The following is an 18,416-nucleotide window of genomic DNA, read 5'->3' on the forward strand; positions in this document are numbered from 1 at the left end:
AGTCGCCTAGTGAACTTCCGCCGTCGTGGACCACTTGCTCGACAGCCCATCTCGCACGTACTGCCAGCGGTCAGCCGGAATTCCCGTGGACGGCGACCCACGGACGGCCAGTTCGACCCCCTCTTGCGGCCAGTTGCACGGTCAGTTATCGCATCAGGTTCGTCGGCCGGCGCAGTAGTGCTGATCATGGCGCGAAGTTGATCGCGTCTCGCCCGCCAGCATGGTGCGGCGCGGTTGCACGGGGATCCATCAATGCCCAGGTCGCGGGAGCACCGTATTGCCAGCGATAGGCCCACCTTGCAGCTCAACGACATCGCAAGAACACGTTCTCGATAGCGGTGCCCGCGCCTCAGGCCCTCTCGTCACGAACGCCCGCTTCTGCCGACGTCAGGATGTCCGGGCGATGTTGGTCGCCCAGGTGATGAGAGCCGGGCGCATCATCGGTTCGTCTGCCGTGGTTCAGGTGGGCCAGCGGGCGCGGACGGTTCCGTCGTCGTCCGGTCGCACGGCGACGAGCAGTGGGTTGTGATCGGCGGTGGTGAGCGGTACGAGGATGGCCGCGCGTGCGCCCGCGAACGCTTCGGCCAGGTCCGCTCGGCTGTCGCCGTCGGTGTAAAGCCGTGGATGCTGCCGTCCGCGTGCTCCAGGACGGCCATGCCGGTGGAGTTCGGCGCATCGTGCGCAGCACTGCTGGAATATCGGTGGATAGGTCCGGCCACACGTTCAGCAGGGCGCGCGGACCGGGGTCGGGCACGGCGTCGCCGGTGAGTCGATGCCAGCGGGAGTGGTTGCCGACGACCTGCTCTTCCAGCAGGAGCCTGCCGTGCTGTGCCACGAGCGCCGCGACCTCGGCCCAGAAGCCCGTGTTCGCCGGACGCGATTCGTATGGTTCGTCGTCGTCCGGCTCGTAGGGCGATCCGTCCACCGGTTCGGCGAACAAACCACTCGCGGTCGTCAGCGCGATCCCACGTCCGCAGGGTTGGTCGCTTCCGATGTACATGTACTGGTCATAGCCGACGTGGACGAAGAACCGGTCCTCGGCCTCGAGGCGGCACCATGCACCGTTGTCGCGCAGCATGGCGCGCACCAGCTCACGTCCGACGTCCAGAATGGCCTGCGCGCCGTCGTGGTAGCCGGTGAGGTCGACGGGAAACAGTCCGTGCAGTCCGTGCAGTCCGTGGCCGTCGCCGGGTGGCTCTACTCCGAAGTGGACGAATCCGGCGACCTCGGGGTCGCGGCTATTCAGCTGGTCACGCCGGAGCCTTCGGCGAAGGCCGTCACCGCGGCGAGGTAGGCAGCCTCCACCGGACCGTGGTCGCTCGCCACGTCCTCGGACCCGCGGTACGTTCCCCTGGCGTCACGATCGGCCGGGTCGTACGTCGTGGTCCGGTAGAAGTAGGACGTGCTCATGATCGACGGGGCCGTCCTTCGAAAGTCGGATGATCGATTCGGTCGCGTTAGACGGGCCACCACGTCGACAGCGACCAGGTAACAGGCACAGCCCTGGACTGACACCGCCATGGCCTCGGCCCGACCGCGATTCCGCGCTCGCACGCCCCTATCTACACCTCCGCGTGCCCACGAACGCCCTGGCATGCCGCTGAGCGGTCGTTCAGGAACACGGCGGCGGCCCCACGAACCGCGTACTTCGCGACAGAGCAAGCGGTCCACCTCCTGCGTCAGGCGATCAAACTCGGACACGCCGCCGAGATCGCCGCAGGCGTGACGGCCGCGATCGACTCGGTATATCACCAGTTGCGAGAAGCACAGCGTCCTGTCGGCAAACGTGCGGTGCCCCGGGGTCGAGCGAGTCCCGGGGCACCACAGGCAGCACGAGGTCTATCTTGGGCCTGGTTGTCTCCCACCGACGTCTCGGCCGTCTCTGATTCCGCCGAGGCCTGCGGGCGACCCGCCGCCGCCTGCCATTAACGGTATGGTCAACGCGTCGGCCACGGCGTTGGCTGAAACGGTGAACCCTCGGCCGAGAGTCTCGGCTCCCGCTCGGACGACGTTCGCTCCGGCGCGAACTGTTCGGCCGACGGCCTTGCCGGTGATGTGCGCGCCGTTCACCATATGCCAGACGGCCGGAGTTACACCTTCCTGCAGCACCCAACGAGCGCCTTGCTGTGGACCGTGGAAAATCCATGTGAGGATGCTCTTCTCGCGGATATTCAATGCGCCCGCGACGGAGGAGACGGTGGCGAGCGTGGACGCCACATAGCCATTGACTATCAACCCGGACATCGGACCGCTGATCCACGTGATGCCGGCGACCTCACGCACGATGAGCAAGCCACCCAAAGCGTCTCCGAATCCTTCATTGAAGGGCTTCATGAACTCCCGATACTGCCGATAGGCGGCGTCATACCTGTTCTTCTGGACAATCGCCCTGACCCGGCGAGCTTCGGACACGGCCACCTTGGCCTTGGTGCGGGTGTGCACACGTTTGGCCGCCTGGATGCTCTTGATGCGTTTCACGTGCCGTGCCATCGTGGCGCGCTGGGCGGCGGCGCGAGCGTTGGCCTTGGCCGCTTTGTTGTACGCGAATCGGGCCATCGAGAACGCGAGGCCCCACAGTTTTCCGGTCGGGTCGCTGAAGCTGGCCGGGCTGTTGTTGGCGTAGGCGTAGGCGTTGAGCTGTTGCGGGTTGTCGGCGTCCAGGACGGGGTCGACGGACGTGAACCGGCCCGTGTCCGGGTCGTACTGCCGGACTCCGACGTTCACCAGACCGCCTGGTTCGCGTGCACCCATCTGGAATCCGTGGTCGTTCGGCCACGCCGCGGCCTGGCCGCGTACCTCGCCGAACGGGGTTTGCCTGCGCTGCACCACTTCCTGTGTTTTCTCGGTGACCGCGGTGTGTGCGGTGCCCTGGGTGTCGGTGACCAGCCAGGTCACCCCGGCGATGGTGCGCTGGGCGACGATGGCGCCTCCGTGCTCGTAGAACCTGATGCCGTCGACCTTGCCGGTGGCCCGGTCGAACCGGATCTGTGTGTCGGACAGGAACAGTGTGGTTCCGGCCGGGTCGGCGCGGACGATCCGGTTGCCTTCGGCGTCGTCGACGTAGGTCGTCGTGCCGGCGCGGTCGGCGGTGGAGACGAGGTTTCCTTCGACGTCCCAGGTCATTTTCTGCTCGCCGGGCCTGCTGGTGGTGTTGCCCAGTTCGTCGTAGGCGTAGCCGTCCGTGCGCGTCCCCGTGTTGTCGGTCGTGGTGGTCGAGGTCAGTGCGTGAGGCTTCGCCGCCTTCGCCGCCGGATAGGTGTAGGTGGTGGTGACGTCACCCGTCGGCGTCGCGTGCCGGACGCGGCGGGTGCGGTTGCCGACGGCGTCGTAGTCGAAGCTCTGCCAGTAAGGCGCGGGACCTCCGAGGCCTGCCGTGCTGGGTGTTCCCGCGCAGTCGCCGGACTTCGGGGTCCAGGCCCCTGTCATCCGCTGGTTGTGGTCGTAGGTGAAGCATTGGGTGTCGGCGGAGGCCGCCTCGGTGATCCGGGTGACGTTGCCCGCCGGGTCGTAGTCCTGCCGCAGGTCGGACACGACGGGCGTGCCGGTTTCCTTGGTGGTCAGGGCCTGCGTGAGGCGCCCTGTGGGTTCGTAGGTGTACTGCGTCTCCATCAGTTTGCCGGTCGTGCCGGTGGCGAAACTGTGCACGCCGGTCTGGCCGAGGTTGGTGTACTGGGTGGCCGCGACGTAGGTGGTCACCGGTCCGGTGCCGAGTTTGGACTTGAGCACCGAAGGTTTGCCCAGATCGTCGTAGCCGTACTCGACCACTTCCGTGGGCAGTTCGCCGACCTGAGGGTAGGTGCTGGTGACGAGCTGCCCGTTGGCCCGGTAGGAGTTCTTGAACTCGTAGACACCGGCGAGCTTGCCCGCCGGGGTGCCCGCGGTCTCCGGGATGGTGACCTTCGTGCCGGTCGGCTGGTAGTGGTTGTCGTAGCCGGTGACCTCGCTGGTGTAGGTCTTGCCGTCCTGGTGGCGGATGCTCGCGTCGAGGTGGCCGTCCTGTTTGTCGTCGTAGGTCCATTCGGCGCGTTTCACGGTGCCTTCGTGCAGGGCGGTGCGCCTGCCGAGCACGTCGTAGGTCGTGGTCAGGACGCGGCCTTTGGCATCGGTCGTCGTGAGTTCGTCACCGGCGGTGTTGTAGGTGCTCCTCGTGGTTCCCGAGTCCGGGTCGGTCGTGGACGTGCGACGGCCGCGCAGGTCGTAGCCGTAGCTCCACGTGTTGCCCGCGGGGTCGACGACGGTCGCTTCGAGGTTCTTGCGGGTGTAGGTGTACTTGGTGCTGTCGTAGGGCCCGGTCGGTGTGCCGCCCCGGTATTGGCGTAGTTCCACCTTGCGGTCGCGGCCGTCGGTGATCGTGCTCGTCGCGGTGCCGCCCTTCGGCGGGGTGACGTCCACGCGGTCGCCGCCGTAGGCGGTCGTGGTGGTGGACCGCACCTGGTCGTAGGACTTGACCACTTGGGACACGGGCCGGTCGGCCGCGTCGAAGGTGGTCAGCACCTGGTTGGGGATGCCGTTGTCCTGCAAGGCGATGAACAGTTCGGTGCCGGGTGTGCCGCTGGCAGGGTAGGCGGAGTTGGCCTTGGCGACCCGGCCCGCCGTGTCGTGCACGGTGTCGCTGACGATGCGCCCGGACGATCCGGGGCCCTGTGTCTGGCGTTGCCGCAGGAAACCGTCGTAGAGCACCGTGGACGTCACGTAGCGCACGTCGTCTGGATGCAGTTCGGCCGTGGTGACAGCGGTTGGCGCGTCGGCGCGGAACAGATAGGTGTGCTTGACGTGCGGCTCGGCCTTGCCCTGGAGACGTCCCGGTTTCCAGACGGCGGTGAGATGCCCCAGCGGGTCATACGCCTGACTGGTGATCTTGCCGTTGGGGTCGGTCGTGTTCAGTTCGGCCTCGTCCCAGGCCGGTTCCATGGTGGTGGTCGTGGTGTGCCCGAGGGCGTTGGTCTCGGCGATGGCGGTCACCGGGCCACCGGTCGCCGGGGTGAACACGGTCTTGGTGAGCGCGTCACGGGCGTCCCAGGACTCCACGACGCGACCGTGCACGTCGTACGTGGCGCGCGAGACGGTCGTGTAGCCGCGCGCGCCGCCCGAGACCGAGGAGATCTCCTCGGTCCGGGTCTCGTCGCCCTTGGTCGGCGCGAGGCCGAAATCACGGCCGTCGTAGGACGTCCGGGTGTCGCTGACGATCTCCTCGTCCCGGGTGGGCTGTTTGTCGCAGGACAGGGCATAGGTGTGTTCGCGGGCGGGAAACTCGATCAGCCAGCGTCCCTCGTCCCGGACGTATTCGGTCCTGGTGCACTGGTCGTCGTCGGCCGTGTTCTCGTCACCCAAGTCATTCTGTGCGACGGGAAGGCCGTGCTTGTCGAACTCGGTCGTGGTGCGGGTGCGGAGGAATCCTCGTTCGCCGTCGAGCGCGATGCGGTGCCGGGTCGTTCCGTCGGCGACGAAACGGGCATGCACCGTGGCACCACCGCGGACATCCGTAGCGGTCGGATCCGACAGCCACGGGTCGACGATCTCGCCGGAGATCTCGGAGCCGCCGGGTCCGGAGAAAGTGCGCTTCTCCCGAGCCCGTCCCTCCAGGCCGGGGCTGTCGGGCGCTTCGAAGTTCTCGGAGTCCTTGACACGCACGGAACGTTTGCCGCCGCCGGGCAGCTGGTCGCCGTCCATGCCCCGGTAGTAAAGCGTCTCGCTGTGGCGTGTGCCGGCGCCGGTCCCTTCGGTCACGCGGACTTTCTCGTAGCCGCGCCAGCCGTTCCATGTGCGGTATTTGTCGGGCACGGTCTCGTCCTCGGTGTGATGCCACGCCGCTCCGCCGACGTACTCGTAGGCCGTGGTGCTCACCGGATTGCCACCGGTGTGGTCCACTTCGGACACTGAGGTCACGACGTACTTGTGGAAGTAGTCGATCTTGGGGTCGGTGTCGCCGGTCCTCGTCCAGTAGGACGGGAAGCAGCGCAGCGTGTTGGTTTCGGGTGCGGCCGGCATCGTGCCGCCCACGGCGCATCCGGGATCGGAGTAGCCGACGACGATTTCACCGCCGGTGCCGTTGCGGATACGTTCAATGCGGCGCCACTTCATGGGTGGCGCGGTGTCGGAGACCGCGCGGACCCGGTTGTCCCGTGCCATTCCGGTGAAGGTGGTCTCGGGCAGGTTGAGCGTGCCACCGACGTGGCCGGTGTGGGTGATGCCGTCCAGCCACAGGCCGGCGCGCGTGTTGTCGCCAGGATCGGGGTAGGAATGCCGCAGCGTCCACGAATCGACCGCGCGGCGCCCGGTGCTCACGGCGACGCTGGTGGTGAGCTTGGCCAGGCGTTTGGTCGTCCAGAAGGTGGGACTTGCCACGCGGCACGGGCTGCCGGCGCACTCCAGGTCCCAGGGAACGTCCTTCCACGTGGTGGCGTTCTTGGTGCCGCAGTTGGCTTCGCACCGGTCGGCGACCTCGACCGCGACCTGCATGGGCACCTGGCCGTACTCGGAATCCGAGCGGGTGCCGTAGTCGATCCGGGTCAGCCAGCCGCCGCGGACGTAGTCGGTCGCCTTGGTCGCGTCGTTGTTCCGGGCGTACTTGTTGGTTTCCTTGGCGTACCACAGGGACATGGAGTTGCCGTGGGTGTCCACCACGTGGTCGAGGTTCCACCGCCAAGCCTGTGAGCACGACGGGCCCGTCTGATCGGCGGTGCGGCACGGATCGGTGCCGTACACGGGGACGGTCCACGTGGAGTCGGTCTGCGGACGGCCCTCGGCCCAGCCGGGCAGGCGGTTCCGGCCGAACCAGAACTCGGTGCCGTGCCGGTCGGTCACCACCCAGTGCTCGCCGTCGTTGTCGCCGTTGACGGCTCCGGTGCGGCGCTCGACGCGCATCCCGGCGTCGTGCCGGGCGCGCAATTTCCCGGTGACGTCGTCCCGCACCAGTTCGACGGTGCGCCCGTCCAGCGACAGGACGGCGTTGTCGGAGACCCAGCACTGGTCTCCGGTCTTGGCGACTCCCCCGCCCATGTCGGCGCAGGACCGGTAAGACCGCTCGACATAGCCTTGAGAGAACGAGAATCCTTCCCCCGCCCAGCTCGGCTGGTTGTTGGTGGCGGCGGTCATCCCGTCGACCGACTGGCTGGAGTAGTCCAGACGGAGCTGAGGCTGGGGCCCTTCCAGAGCGGGCGGAGTCCGCATCGGGTACTGCCAGGAGAAGTCGCCGGACGAGCCGCCGAACTCCCACGTGCCGGAGGGTTTGAGCTCGGTGGCCTTGAAGTCGCCCGAACTCCCCTCAGGGCCCGCCGCCAGCGCGACCAGGCCGCCGGCCGGGACCCGGCCGGAAACCCTGGTGCCGTCGTTGACCGACGGCACCACGATTCCGGTGCACTTCGGGTCGCCGGGCGTGTCCACGGCGCAGGCGGGCAGGCTGAGCAGCCGGAGCCGGTTGCCGTAGTCGGCGCCGAAAGCCGAGCGGAACGCCGAGTAGTCCAGAGAAAGGTCGGCGTGGCCCTTCTCCGCGCGGGTGTTGCTCTCCAGGCGCATCACCACGGCCCAGGAGCCGCGTTCGGCCACCTTCCGGTCCAGTACCTCGACGCTCGTCGTGCCGGCGGTCCCGACCGGGGTGACGCTGACCGGCAGGCCGCCCACCCTGGCGGTCGTGGCCTGGCGGACGGCGGCTTTGCCCGGCTGCGGCCACACGGGCGCGGGAACGGGTTTGCGGGCGGCTTCGTCGTCGGGGTCGGGCGCATAGGGCACCGCGGACGCGGTTTTTCCTTCCACCACAGGGTGTTGCTGGGCCTTCAGCCGCTCGTAAGCCGCGGCGTGGGGTGCTGTTGCGACGGACAGCCCGGCCGCCAGGATCGGCACCAACGTCGCCGCCAGTCCTCTGTGTACCAAGGAACGTAAGGGTCTTTTTCTTTGCACGTCGTCATCCCCTAGATGTGGTCACTGCTGGTAGAGCGCGGTGATTTCCAGGTCTGTCGGCACGCCGGCCAGCACCCGGACGTCGTCGAGACCGCCGAACCAGGAATCGGAGTCGGCGCCGTTCCACCGGCCTTGGCCGACGATCAGCGGGCCTGCGGAGTCCCAGGACGTCGGGGCCGACACGGTCGAGGCGAGTTGCCCGTCGACGTAGAGCCGGACTTGCCGTGCTCCTGGGTCGTGTACCCCAACCAGGTGCGTCCATCGCCCCGGCACCGCTTCGCCGGTCGAGTACGCGCGGTGCTGCACGGGGTTGTCGACGTCGGCACCGGTGACGGCGAACGCCCATTTCCGCGAAGTCGCGGCGTACTGGAGGAAGAACGGGCTCGTGCGTGAACCGTGGCCCGCGACCGCCGCCTGCCAGCCCGGCGTCAGCTGGTCGATCCTCACCCACGCGGATATCGCGAACCCGGTTGTGGACCGCGTCACCGCTCCCGGCGTCGTCCCCGGCCTGCCGCCGGTGTGGATCGAGCGTCCCGTCCCGCCGTGGCCCTCGCGCCTCCCCCAGCCGGGATGAGTGCCGCCGGGGAAGGTCAAGTTCCTGCCGAAACCAGAGGTGTCGAGCGCAGTGACCCCGGACTCCTCCTCGAAGAGCCACTCACCGACCGGGGTGGTCGCGTTGGCCAGCTCGGTGATTTCGCTGAGATAGATCCGGCGGGGCCAGACCTGGACGTCGGCCAGCTCTCCCTGCCAAGGATCGGCGGCACCGAGGCCCCGTCCCAGAACCAGCGGGCCGGTCGCGGCCCATGCCTCCGCCGGAGCGACGGTCTCCCCGGCATGGCGCCCGTCGACGTACAAGGTGAGCTTGCGGGTCGCCGAGTCGTAGGTGCCCGCCAAGTGGGTCCACACGCCTTGACGCACAGGAACGGCGGAGGACGCCGTGCTGCGTGCGGCGGTGCCGCTGTCGCTCTGCGGCATCGAGAACACCCAACGGTCACCGGCACGCCCGAGCGCGAAGCCACCCACGTGAGTGCCCTCTTGGGTGACGGCCGTACCTGCGGGCGCGGTCGAGCGCACCCACGCGGCCACGCTGAAACTGTCGGCGGTACCGACCACCGGTCCCGCCGTGGCCGCAGTACCGCCGGCCAGGGCGGTGGGGCCGCCGAAGAGCCTGCCGGGCGCGCCGGGGGCACCACCGCTCAAGGTCGCCGGTTGCCGTCCCTCCGCCGTGTCGGCGAGAGTCGGGCCGGTCGCTTCGTCCAGCTTCCAGCGGCCGACCGGAGGAGCGCCCGAGCCGACCCGGAAGTGGTACTGGGCGGTGCCGGACTGGTTACCCGCCCTGTCCACCGACCGGACGTACAACGTGTTGGTACCGCGCCATTCCGGCGTCACTCCGGCGGTCGCCGTGCCGCCAAGGGCGGTGGCGGGCACGAAGTGCGCGGGCGGGTCCGCGACCCCGACGAGGTAGCCGGCGACGTCGGCGACGCCCGCGGCCGCGAGCGTGAAGTCTCCGCTGACACCCACCCCACCGTGGACAACGCCATCGGACGGGTAGCGGCCATCGGCGGTGGCAATGGTGGGCGGCGCGTGCGGGCGGGTCACGTCGATGTGGAACTCGCAGTACGCGGACTTCTCACCGGGGTCGATGCCGTCGTGGGACTGGCTGTGGAAGGCATAGAGCTTCCCGTCGGCCAGCGGACCCGCCATGCGGTACTGGGCGACGGCTCCGGCGGGGATACCGGAGACGAACGTCGATTCCCAGGTGACGAACCGGCCTCCGGACGACTCGCGCTCGCCGCGGGCGAAGTAGGTGTCGTGGATCTGGCCGTCCTCGTCGCGGGGACGGGCACGCAACGTCGGGCTCGTCGTGCCGACGTAGAGCGGCTGTGCGCCACACGCCTTGCCTTCGATGCTGAGCTGGTCGGGAGCCTGGGGTAGGAGTTGTACTCGATCGACAGCGCCGTGCGGTTCTCGTCGAACTTCTTCCAGCCGGTGTTGATCGTGCCCTCGTCACCGGCACGCAGGCCGAGGGTGAGGGTCCCCCAGCCGGTGCCGTCCTGCGCGGCCTTGGTGACCTTGTCGCCGCCCCATTCGCTGTACCGCCCGGCGTCCCGGCAATCGCTGTTGTTCGCCCCCGCCAGATAGCTCGACCACGGCCACGAACCCCAGTGGTTGGCCCACGTGGTGCCGGCGTTGACCGAGTTGACCAGGTAGAGGTCGGTCCACGTGTCGGAACAGGAATAGGTGTGCTTGAGGTAGGAGCTGAACCAAGCGCGCAACACGTGTTTGCCGCGCAGGTTCTCCATCGGGAAGGTCCAGATCGAACGGTAGCGTTCCCACCCGTCGCCGCTCTGTTCGACGTAGCCGACTTTCGCGCCCTCACCGCGGTCATAGGACCAGTAGGACTGGTCCGGATGCCGTTCGTTGATCATGGTCCAGTTCGCGGCGCCCACGGTGGTCGCGGGCGCGACGACGGCGGGGTATACGGCGTCGGCAGCGGTCAGGCGCGCCAGATCCGAGTCAGGGACCGGCGAAAGTGTTCGCACCGCGGTGGCCAGTTCGGCGCTGCCCGCCGCCTCGCGGGACTTCACGCTCAGCGCGGTGACGACACCGCCGACGTCGAGGGTGGCGGCCAGGTCCACTCCCGGCAGGGCCTCGCGGTAGACGGCGGTGTTCCCGTCGAGGACCGGAACCGGAAGGGTGCGCGGCCACGTCAGGACGCGGTCACCCGACGCGAACAGCGGCCCGGTGCCGCCCCCAGAAAGCGTTGCTCGCAACGACGACATCGTGGCGGACACCCGGCCCCCGGCGTCGCGTCGCAGGGTCGTGTCGACCGGGGCCCAGGCTCCGCCGGGCAGGCGCACCCGCACCGGTCTCGCGTTCACGACCGCGGTGAACGTGCCGCTGGGGTTGGCGAACACCTGGGAGGTCTCCGACTTCAGGCCGGCGACCTCCACTTGCCTGTCGAACCGGCCGGCGGCCGCCGAGGCCGAAGCCTCGTCGGGCAGCTCGGCCGGCGCCGCGACCGCGGTGGCGCCACCCCCTTGTACGAAACCCGACACCACCGCGGCCACCATGAACGCCACGATCGATCTTCGCTTCGCCACCCTCGCCCTCCCCAGTCCGAGAGCGACGGAAGCGCGGCCGTGTGCTCCCGCCGGCGTGGCGGGCCGCGTCGCTCGAACAGGACCGTAGGGCGAGAAACGCGATGGCCTCTGTCGTCGCGCTTGCGCGGCGCTGTCAGCCGTGCGGCGCGGTCAGAAGTGCCCGAATCTCGTCGGCGGCGGTTTGATCGCCCTCGCGCAGGCATCGGTCATAAGCCTCCCGCCACACCTGGTGCGCCTGGTCGACGTCGCCGAGCGCGAGCAGCGCATGTCCCAGTTTCACCCGCAGCGGCACCGCCGACCTCGTCACGTGGACCTCCTCGACGAGGTCGATTGCTTCCCGGTAGGTCGCGGCGGCGGCGTGGTGATCGCCCGAGCCCGCTTGGACGGCGGCGATGGTCTCCAGACCGGCGACGATCCGCGCAGGTTCTTCCCCCTTTCGAAACGTGTCCAGCGCCCGCTGGGCGGGTCCCCACGCCTCCTCGAAGCGGCCGAGGCCGACGAGGGTGTCCGCGAGGTTGTTGAGCGCCATCGCGGCGGACAGGTGGTCACCGACGGCCTCGTAGAGCCGGACGGCCTCATGCAGAGGCTCGACCGCCTCGGCGAATCGGCGCAGCCAGTTGAGGGCGGACCCCACGTTGAGCAGCGACGTCCCCTGTTCGGCGCGATCACCCAGCTCGCGGAAAACCGCCAGCGCCGCGTAGCAGTAGTCGATCTGCTTGTCGCGCTCGAAGACCCGGCCGTAGCCCGTGCTCACCCCGTTGAAGCACTTCGCCTGCAGGAACCGGTCCCCCACGATGGCCGCGCTGCGGATGGCGGCCTCTCCCATCGCGACCATCCGCCGCCACTGCCCGCGCAAGTAGAGATACTGCCAAGACAGCTGGAAAAGCACTGCGGCTTGAACGTGTAGGCCATGCCCGTCGACACCGAGTACGAGCCTGGCGACAGTATCGATTTCCCGGTCGAACCAGGCAGCCGCCGAGTGGTGGTCGGTGAACTCGACCACGGGCACGTCCGGGCCGGCCGGAGCGATCGGCATCCGGTGCGGAGTGCCGCTGAGGTGACCGCGTGCCCTTTCCGCAGTGCACACATAGTGAGCCATCAGCCTTTCGAACGCCGCCTGCGCGCCTGGCAGCATCTCCGCCTTGTCGCGCGCGTACTGCCGCAGCAGGTCGTGCAGCTCGAACCGGTCGGGCAAGCGCTGCTGGAGCATGCTGACCTCCGCCAACCGCCTGAGCGCGGCACCCGCGTCCGCCGCCGGGATCGCGGCCAGGGCGGCGACCGCCTGCCGTCCGATGGTGTCGCCGGGAAACAGGCCCAGCACAGCGAAGACCGCGGCCGCCTGCGCATCGAGTACGTCGTACGACCAGTCGAACAGCGAACGCAGGTCAGTGTCGCGGTCGTCGTCGACCGACAGCACCTCCAGCCCGCGCTGGCCCGCCAGCTCGTCCCGCAGCGACGACAGCGGCCACTCCGGATGCCGGGCGGCGTGGTCCGCGGCCAGCCGTAACGCCAGTGGCAGCCGCGCGCACAACTCCACGATCGCCGCCGCCGCATCCGGTTCGGCCGCCACCCGGCTCTTGCCGACCTGATCGGTGAACAGCTCCAGCCCTTCAGCCGGCGAGAGCAAGCCCAGGGTGAGGTGGCGCGCTCCTTCCCGAGCGGACAGGCCGCGCAGCTTGCGGCGGCTGGTCACCACGACCGAGCCCCCGCCAGGCAGCAGCGGCCGCACCTGGGCACTGTCACGAGCGTTGTCCAGCACGACCAGCACCCGGCGCACCGCGGACTCGGTACGCCAGAGCGCGGCTCGTTCTTCGACATCCGCCGGGACACGCTCGGGCGGCACCCCCAGCGAACGCAGCAGCACGTCCAGCGCATCCGCCGGCTCGACCGGCGCGCTGGGGCCGTAACCACGAAGATTCAGATACAGCTGCCCGTCCGGGAACCGTGGCACGACCTGATGTGCCCAGTGCACGGCCAAAGTTGTCTTCCCGATGCCGGCGGCCCCGTCGACCGCGGAGATCACGACCGGTTGCCCGTCGGCTCCGCTCACCAGGCGATCCAAACCCGTCAGCTCGTCCCCACGCCCCACGAACCCGCGCACGTCACCCGGCAACTGGCGAGGCACCTGCACCGCGGCCGGCTGCTCGATCACGAGCGCCTCGTCGTCGAGCAGGATGGCTTGGTGCAGATCGGCGACCGCACGCCCCACGTCGAGCCCGAGTTGCTCGCGTACCAGTTCGGAGACCTGACGGTAGGCGTCCAACGCCTCGGCCCGCCGTCCTGCCCGGTGCAGCGCCAGCATCAACCTTGCCCACAGCGACTCGCGCAGCGGGTGCCGGGCGGTCAGGTCCCGCAGTTCGGCGACCACCTCCTGCCCGTGACCGCGTTCCAGCTCGACGTCCAGCATCCGCTCGCGGGCGGCGAACCACAGCTCGGCGACCTTCGGTCCCGCCTCCGCCCGCAGGCCCGGCGACGCGACGTCCTCCAACGGATCGCCACGCCACAGCCGGACCGCAGACGCCAGTAACGCGTACTCCCGGCCCGTATCCCCTTCTCGTGCCGCGGCGGCCGCCGAGTCGGCCAGCTCACGCAACGCGAGCAAGTCCAGCTCGGCGGCATCGGCACGCAGCAGGTACCCACCCTCGGTCGTCTCGATGACGTCCGCACCGAGACTCCGCCGCAACCTGCTCACCAGCGTCTGAAGGCCATTGCGCACGTCCAGCGGCGACTCCTCGCCCCACACGTGGTCGATCAGCTTCCACTGCGGGACGACCTGATTCGCCGAGAACGCCAGCGACGCCAGCAACGCCCGCTGCCGGCCACCCACCTCGACCGGCCCCGAGGCCGTCTCGACCTCGAACGGCCCCAGCACCCTGATCCGCAAAACTCGAGCCACCGATTCTCCCCGCAACCCGCCTGGCGTCTTCAGTCTCCGTGCACGCCGCAGAAGATATTCACCCGTGTCTGTTTCGCAAGGCACTATTCAGGAAGCTCGGGCAAGGTATCGGCAGAATCTGCGTGGCTGCCCAGGTCGCCGGCCGTGTCGCCGTCGGCGACCCGTCACAGGGCGTCGTCCGGACGGTCAGGCGCCGGGTTCCTCCTGGAGGGCGCGGACCTCGACCCTGCTCCGCAACGCGCGCGAGGCCTGCTTGGTCCACTCGATCGCGACGTCGTCGTTTTCGGCCTCGATGATCCAGAAGCCGCCCAGGTACTCCTTGGCCTCGGCGAACGGGCCAGGGGTGAGCACGGGGGTGTCACCGGAGTAGTCCACCGTGGTCGCGGTCGACGGCGGCTGCAGGCCGCCGGCGGTCACGAACGCGTCCGCCTCCTCGAGGGCGGTGTTGAACGCGCCGACCGCGGCCATGATCTCCTGCAGTTCGGCGGGGTCCATGTTCTCCATCGTCGGCTCCTCGGCGGAGTCGTGCGGGAGGCTCAGGAAGTACTTCGTCATGGTCGGCTCCTCGTTGTCGGTGCTGTACCGAAAAGCTATGCGGGAGACCCCGGCCGGCGAATCAGTCATCGTGACCGGTATCCGGCGACCGGACGAGCCAGGCCGGCCCCGCGTGAAGGGGTCGGCCGCGACGCACCCGACCCCTTCACGCTCCTCTGTGGACTGTCTTCAGGTACCGGTGGAGAGGATTCCGCCGTCACGGACGCTGGTGAGCGGTGGGCAGAACACGTAGGAAGCCTCACCGATCGCCGTCCAAGAGCCCGGTTCGCGAAAGACGTCCGGGCCCCCGCCCAAAGGCGTGCAGATCACTGTGGCCTTGTACCTGCCGGTACCCGAGGTGCATTGGGCCGTCCAGCCATTGCCGTTCTGAGCGTCAGTGCAGTTCTCCGGCCACGGTATGGGCGCCGCAGGCACCGCCACGGCAGGTGCGGACGCCCCCAGCACGGCCGCCGCGGCCATGCCGATGGCGGCGACCGGGACACGGATGTTCGTCATGTTCGTCCTCCTGGTTCGTGTCCGGGCCTTCACAGCGGGTCCGGCGACGAATTGATACCGGCACCGTCCGTCACGGCGTTCTCGGTGCCCTGGCAATACGCGTCGGAAAAACCACTCGACACCCAAGGGCCGAAGCGGTGAACGCGGCCGACCTGTCCGCCTTCGCAGATCACGATGCCCTGGTACTTTCCCCCATTGGGGTTCTGGCACACTGCTCGCGCCATGTAGCGGTTGAGGACGCCGTAGTTGCATTCGGACGGCCAGCCCATCACCTCCACCCCGGCGCCGCTCGCGGCCTGCGCGGCCGGGCCGGAGCCGAGCAACGCGCCTGCCACCCCCACCAGCACCGCGCCTGTCGCCGCCAGCGACCTGCGAATTTCTCGCTGCTTTCGCACGATCGACCTCCCCGATCTCTAGATGATCTGTCTCGGCTCACGATGCCGACACGGCGTTGTCCTGGGGTTGTGCGATCGTTGAACCCGAAGGTCAGCGACGCTCCGGCCCCTGAAATGTGCGGACCGGGACGAGGGTTGGGGGACCATGTCGATGGTGATCAGGTTGCTCGGCGAGGTATCCGCGGCCGTCGGCGGACACGAAGTGGATCTCGGGCCCGCACGCCAACGTTGTGTCCTGGCCGTACTGGCCTTCGAGGCGGGAGACCCGGTAACCGGTGACGAACTGATCGAACGGGTCTGGGGCGAACACGCACCGGTGCGCGCGGCCGGCACCCTTCGGTCTTATCTTTCGCGCCTGCGCGCCGCTCTCGACAGAGTGCCGGACGTGCGGATAGAGCGCACACCGTTCGGTTATGTGTGCCGTGTGGACCGAGAGGCCGTGGACGTGCACCGGTTCCGCGAGCTGGTGGGCCAAGCCAGGGGCGCCGACAGCGACGAACAGGCGGCCGGTCTCTTCGGTTCGGCGTTCATGCTGTGGCGAGGTGAACCGTTCGCGTCGCTGGACAGTCCATGGCTCGCGCAGATCCGGGCAGCACTGGCGGTGGAGAGATTCACCGCGAGGCTCGACCACATCGATGTGGAGTTACGGCTCGGCAGGGACGCGCTCGTGCTCCCCGCTCTCGCCGAAGAGGTGGCCGCGCACCCGCTGGACGAGCGGCTCGCCGCCCAGTATCTGCTGGCGATGTACCGGAGCGGGCAGCAGGCCGAGGCACTCGAACACTACCAGCGATTCCGGCGCGACCTCGCCGACCAGCTGGGCGTGGACCCCGGCCCCGCGTTACGTGAACTGCACAGCCGTGTGCTCAGCGCCGACCCCGCTCTCCGGCGGGCCGAAACACCCCGGCCGACACCCCGCCAGCTCCCGCTCGCGCCGCGCACGTTCACCGGCCGGCACCGAAAGCTGGAGGAACTCACCACGACACTGTCGGCCCCCGGCGGCGTCGTCGCGATCGTCGGACAAGGCGGTGTGGGCAAGACATGGCTCGCGCTCCGCTGGGCGCATCAGCACACCGGCCTGTTCCCCGACGGACAGCTGTATGCCGACCTGCGTGGCTGGTCACAGGACGAGATGCCGGTCACGCACACGACGGTGGTCCGGCGGTTCCTGGACGCGCTCGGAGTTCCGACGGCGGCGGTCCCCGACGACCCCGCGGCCCAGGTGACCCTGTACCGCAGCCTTTTGGCGGACAAGCGGATGCTCGTGCTGCTGGACAACGCACGCGACAGCGCACAAGTATCCGCGCTGCTTCCCGGCGGCGACTCCTCGGTCGTGGTGACCAGCCGCGACAGCCTGGTCGGCCTGGTCGTCGCCCACGGCCTTCACCTCTGCCCGCTCGAAGTACTCGATACCGCCGAGGCGGAACGGCTGCTGGAGAGCCACCTCGGACGTGACCGGCTCGCCGACGACCGTGCCGCCACCGACGTTCTCCTGGAAGTGGCGGCCGGGCTGCCACTGGCGCTGGGCGTGCTCGCCGCACAGCTCGCCGTACGACCGAAACTGGGCATCCGTTGGCTGGCCGCCAAACTCCACGACTCCGGCGCACGGCTCGACGTCCTGGACTACGGCGGTCTCACGGAGGGCTTGCGCGCGGTGTTCGCGGCGTCCACCAAGGCACTGCGCGATGACGAAGAACGAATGTTCCGCCTGCTGGGAACCTTCGACCTCCCCGACTTCACGGTGCACTCCGCCGCGGCCTTGTCCGGGGGCACCCACGAGGCGGCACAGTCGCTGCTGGAAGCGCTGGAGTCCACCCACCTGCTCGAACAGCATGTGCACGGCCGCTATCGCATGCACGATCTCGTGCGGTTGTACGCGGCCGAGCTCGGACACGAAGACACATTCGAAGCCGGACGGCGGCTCGTCGATTTCTACCTGCACACCGCCCTGAGCGCCGACCGGATGCTGCACCCCTACCGGCCAGGAACCGAAGCCGCGACTCCCGATCCCGCCATCGCACTACCGCACCAGGACCAGGATTCGGCGCTGCGCTGGTTCCAGGACGAGCGCCTGTGTATACCCGCGGTGCAGCGCCACGCGTTCGGACAGGGATTGCACACCGACTCGTGGCGGCTGGCATGGGCAGTCACCACAGCACAACGACGGCAAGCCGACTGGCAGGAGAACGCGGAGATCTGGAAGACCGGGGTGGCGGCAGCTGGCGGCGATCCGGAACGGCTGGCTGTGGCTCACCGGTTCCTCGGTCTGGCGCTGGCCCGGCTGGGCGGTACGCAGGAAGCTCTGGAACACCTCGAGCGCTCGCTGTCACTGGCCGAGAAACTGGGCGATCAACGTGGACAAGCACATTCACACTACGCGCTCACCCAAACTCTGGAGCTGGCCGGTGAACTGGACCAGGCCCTGACGCACGCCAACCGAACATGCCAGATCTACGAGGACCTGGACGCCCCAGCGGAGCAGGCCCACAGCCTCAACTCACTCGGCTGGTGCCATGCGCGAACAGGCGACTTCGACGAAGGCGAACGGCTCTGCGCACGCTCGCTCGAATTGCACCGCGACATGAACAACGACCTCGGAATCGCATCAGCGTCGGACAGCCTCGGCTACATCGCCTACCACGCCGGGAGACACCACGAGGCCACACAACACTATGAGACCGCGGCACGCGTGCACGAACGCCTGGGCGACATGGTCGTACTGGCCGACGTCCTGGCAAGACTGTCCGACGCTCTGCACGCGAACGGCGATACGACAGAAGCCGCCCGTGTCCGCACCCGAGCTGTCGAGCTCTTCCACGCACAACACCGCATCGAGGAAGCGAACCGCGCCGAAAACCGCCAACGATCGTGAGCCACAGCTAATGCCTCATCACGCTCTACTCCGCGATCGGAATTCGTAGTCCGAACACCCACGCCGTGCAGAGCCAGCTGGACGAGACAGTCGCACGGGAGCAGCTCGCCGCGTACAGCGTATTGGCACGTTCGGTCGACGACGCGAAGGGCGAGCGCTAACCTCGGCGCACACTGACCTGCAGGAATGCATCTGAATGCCGACCT

Annotated in this window: 10 protein-coding genes; 1 reads left to right on the top strand and 9 read right to left on the bottom strand. The window is 68.6% G+C overall.

Going from position 1 to position 18,416, the window contains the following annotated elements; genetic code table 11:
- Nucleotides 1-349: 349 nt before the first annotated feature.
- The 9 genes from MJQ72_RS26315 to MJQ72_RS26355 all read right to left on the bottom strand — a co-directional run bounded on the left by MJQ72_RS26315 (nucleotide 350) and on the right by MJQ72_RS26355 (nucleotide 15,341).
- Nucleotides 350-1,087 carry a hypothetical protein gene (locus MJQ72_RS26315; protein ID WP_240593688.1) on the bottom strand — a complete coding sequence of 246 codons (738 nt, stop codon included), beginning with the start codon at nucleotides 1,085-1,087 and terminating at the stop codon, nucleotides 350-352.
- Between the two features lie 155 nt (nucleotides 1,088-1,242).
- Entirely contained in the window at nucleotides 1,243-1,410 is a 168-nt protein-coding gene (locus MJQ72_RS26320; protein WP_240593689.1) for a hypothetical protein, read from the bottom strand.
- A gap of 429 nt (nucleotides 1,411-1,839) precedes the next feature.
- On the bottom strand, nucleotides 1,840-7,869 hold the full coding sequence (locus MJQ72_RS26325) for an RHS repeat-associated core domain-containing protein (RefSeq protein WP_240593690.1): 6,030 nt from the start codon (nucleotides 7,867-7,869) through the stop codon (nucleotides 1,840-1,842).
- A gap of 48 nt (nucleotides 7,870-7,917) precedes the next feature.
- Nucleotides 7,918-9,600: a LamG domain-containing protein gene (locus MJQ72_RS26330; RefSeq protein ID WP_240601424.1), complete on the bottom strand. Its 1,683-nt coding sequence runs from the start codon at nucleotides 9,598-9,600 to the stop codon at nucleotides 7,918-7,920.
- Nucleotides 9,492-11,000 (bottom strand): hypothetical protein, encoded by a 1,509-nt coding sequence (locus tag MJQ72_RS26335; RefSeq protein ID WP_240593691.1) that lies wholly within the window; start codon nucleotides 10,998-11,000, stop codon nucleotides 9,492-9,494. Before MJQ72_RS26335 ends, MJQ72_RS26330 begins: the two co-directional genes overlap by 109 nt.
- A 133-nt stretch (nucleotides 11,001-11,133) precedes the next feature.
- Nucleotides 11,134-13,896 (bottom strand): BTAD domain-containing putative transcriptional regulator, encoded by a 2,763-nt coding sequence (locus MJQ72_RS26340; RefSeq protein ID WP_240593692.1) that lies wholly within the window; start codon nucleotides 13,894-13,896, stop codon nucleotides 11,134-11,136.
- A gap of 186 nt (nucleotides 13,897-14,082) precedes the next feature.
- A complete protein-coding gene (locus MJQ72_RS26345; RefSeq protein ID WP_240593693.1) occupies nucleotides 14,083-14,451 on the bottom strand; it encodes a YciI family protein in 369 nt (122 codons plus the stop codon).
- A gap of 168 nt (nucleotides 14,452-14,619) precedes the next feature.
- Nucleotides 14,620-14,946, bottom strand: a complete 327-nt coding sequence (locus tag MJQ72_RS26350) for a hypothetical protein (RefSeq protein ID WP_240593694.1) — start codon at nucleotides 14,944-14,946, stop codon at nucleotides 14,620-14,622.
- Between the two features lie 29 nt (nucleotides 14,947-14,975).
- On the bottom strand, nucleotides 14,976-15,341 hold the full coding sequence (locus tag MJQ72_RS26355) for a hypothetical protein (RefSeq protein WP_240593695.1): 366 nt from the start codon (nucleotides 15,339-15,341) through the stop codon (nucleotides 14,976-14,978).
- 145 nt (nucleotides 15,342-15,486) lie between these two features.
- Between MJQ72_RS26355 and MJQ72_RS26360 the strand changes: the two genes are divergently transcribed.
- Nucleotides 15,487-18,210 (top strand): AfsR/SARP family transcriptional regulator, encoded by a 2,724-nt coding sequence (locus MJQ72_RS26360; protein WP_240593696.1) that lies wholly within the window; start codon nucleotides 15,487-15,489, stop codon nucleotides 18,208-18,210.
- Nucleotides 18,211-18,416: the final 206 nt, after the last annotated feature.

The organism is Amycolatopsis sp. EV170708-02-1, from assembly GCF_022479115.1.
Lineage (GTDB): Bacteria > Actinomycetota > Actinomycetes > Mycobacteriales > Pseudonocardiaceae > Amycolatopsis.